This window comes from Variovorax sp. 20P10.2.4, assembly GCF_058244205.1.
Genome location: NZ_JBZAYE010000877.1, coordinates 1 through 2,463 on the forward strand (window position 1 = coordinate 1; position 2,463 = coordinate 2,463).

Here is a 2,463-nt window from a genome sequence, read left to right on the forward strand (position 1 = left end):
CGCCGCCCCCACCTCCGCCTCCGCAGCCGGCGACCGCCAGCGCGCAAATCCCCAGGGCGGCACCGATCCTGACGCGCCTTGCCTTCGCTTTCTTCATTCGATCTCTCCCTGATCCAGTACCTGACAGCAACGAAAAACAAAACAGCAACCCGCTGGCACGGCTCCTGCAGCGTTCGGTCAGAGACCGAAGCTGCCGCCGGGGGGCGGGTTGCACCGCTTACGTGTGCGACAAGTTGATGAAAACATGAGCAATTGATCGAGTCGAACGAGTTTTTGTTAAACAACCCGATAACAAAAGTTCAACGATGCTCGGTACAGGGAGAGGCAGAAGATGAACACCCGTTTCCTCGAAACGCTGGTCATGCTCGACCGGCTCAAGAGCTTCCGAGAGACGGCGCAGATGCTCTGCGCCACCCAGGCCGCGGTGTCCAAGCGCATCGAGGCGCTGGAAGAAGAGCTTGGCGTGCAACTGGTCGACCGCTCCCAGCGCTCGCTGCGGCTCACGCGCATCGGCGAGCAGGTGGTGGCGCAGGCCGAGCAGATCCTCGCGCTCGAGAAGCAGCTCAAGCGCTCGGTGCAGCCCGATGCGCCGCCCTCGGGGCGCGTGCGCATCGGCGTGATCGAGACCGTCGTCCACACCTGGCTCACGCCGCTGATCCACCTGCTGAGCGCGCGGCTGCCCGCGGTCGAGCCGGACATCACGGTCGATACGGCGCACAACCTGCGCGAGCAGTTCCGACAGCGCAAGTTCGACCTGCTGATCCAGAACGACGACGTCTCCGAGCTCGCGCGCAGCGGCGAGTCGGTGCTGCTGCCGCTGTGCAGCTTCCCGATGCGCTGGGTGGCGCGCCCGACCTTGCTGCCGCATGCGCGCACCTTGCGGCTCGAGGACCTCGAGCGGGTGCCGCTTCTGACCTTCTCGCGCACCTCGGGCCCGCGCGCGCACGTGAAGGCGCTGTTCGCGGGGCGTGCCGCGGAGCCGCGCGTGTGCAGCTTTCCGTCGGTGCAGTCGATCATCCAGCTGACCAAGGGCGGCTTCGGCGTGGCCGCGATCCCGCCGGTGTTCGTGCGCCAGGAACTGGCGGCCGGCGAGCTCGAGGTGCGCGACGGCCCCGCGCTGCCGCCGATGGCGATCAGCCTCGCGCATGCCGAGGGCACGGCGCCCGCGGTCCAGGCGGTGGCGCGGCTCACGCGCACGGTGGTGGCCGACTACTGCGAGGAGATCGGGCCGCGCTGGGTGAGTGCGCTGGCCTGCGAGGAAGCACTGCCCGCCTGAGCGGCGGATGCACCGTCGCGCGGCTTCGTCAGTCCGCGCGCACCTCGATGCCTTCGGACAGCAGCCGCTCGCGGATGCGGCGCGCGAAGGCCAGCGCATGCGCGCCGTCGCCATGCAGGCAGACGGTCTGCGCATTGACCGGCACGATGCTGCCGTCGATGGCCTTGACCTGGCGCTCGCGCACGAAGGCCAGGGTCTGGGCGATGGCCTGGGCGTCGTCCTCGATCAGCGCGCCAGGCTGGCTGCGCGGCACCAGGCTGCCGTCGGGCATGTAGCCGCGGTCGGCGAACACTTCCTCCACCGGCACGAGGCCGGCGCGGCGCGCGGCGTCGATCATGCCGCTGCCCGCGAGGCCGAAGAACTTCAGCGAAGGATCGAAGCGACGCACGGCCTCGCACAGCGCGTCGGCGAGTTCGGGCTCCTTCACCGCCTGGTTGTAGAGCTGGCCGTGCGCCTTCACGTGCGCGAGCCGGCCGCCCTCGGCCTTGACGATGGCCGCGAGCGCGCCGACCTGGTAGAGCACGTTGGAGACGATCTCGTCGGGCGGCAGGTGCATGGTGCTGCGGCCGAAGTTCTCGCGGTCGGGAAAGCTGGGATGCGCCCCGATCGACACACCCTGCGCGACGGCCCAGCGCACGCACTGGTGCATGGTCTTCGGGTCGCCCGCATGCCAGCCGCAGGCGATGTTGGCCGAGCTCACGAGCCCGAGCAGCGCTTCGTCGCTGCCGGCGCCTTCGCCGAGGTCCGCGTTGAGGTCGATGTGCATGGGAGGACTCCTGGAGCGATGCGGCGAATGGAAAGACCGCAGTCTATGCCGGGGTCGGCCAGCCCGCCGCCGCGAGGCCTTGCACCACCTGCGCGACATAGCGCTGCTGCGCGGCCCAGGCCTCCAGCGCGGTGGCGGCATCGACCGGCACCAGCCGCAGGCTGCCGTCGAGCGGCGCCTGCGCGAGCTTCCAGAGGTCGGCGCGGATCACCACGCCGATGCGCGGATAGCCGCCGGTGGTCTGGGCGTCGCCCATCAGGATGATCGGCTGGCCCGAGGGCGGCACCTGGATCGTGCCGGGGATCACGCCCGAGGACAGCATGTCGGTGGCGCGCTTGCGCCGCAGCTCGGCGCCGCTCGCGCTCGCGAGCCGGCTGCCCATGCGGTTGCTCTGCGGCGTGATGCGCCAGCGCTCGCCCCA

The 2,463-nt window shown here is 70.0% G+C and carries 2 protein-coding genes and 1 pseudogene; 1 reads left to right on the top strand and 2 read right to left on the bottom strand.

Features of this window, described 5'->3' with window-relative positions; translation table 11 throughout:
- Window positions 1-331 precede the first annotated feature (331 nt).
- Window positions 332-1,276, top strand: coding sequence for a LysR family transcriptional regulator (locus AC27VN_RS38845; RefSeq protein WP_093347381.1), 945 nt, complete (start codon window positions 332-334; stop codon window positions 1,274-1,276).
- Window positions 1,277-1,304: 28 nt separating this feature from the next.
- On the opposite strand, the gene pxpA is transcribed toward AC27VN_RS38845, so the two are convergent.
- Window positions 1,305-2,042 carry a 5-oxoprolinase subunit PxpA gene (gene pxpA / locus AC27VN_RS38850; RefSeq protein WP_398497831.1) on the bottom strand — a complete coding sequence of 246 codons (738 nt, stop codon included), beginning with the start codon at window positions 2,040-2,042 and terminating at the stop codon, window positions 1,305-1,307.
- A gap of 43 nt (window positions 2,043-2,085) precedes the next feature.
- Window positions 2,086-2,463 (bottom strand): annotated as a pseudogene (locus AC27VN_RS38855) (5-oxoprolinase subunit C family protein); the annotation flags it as partial.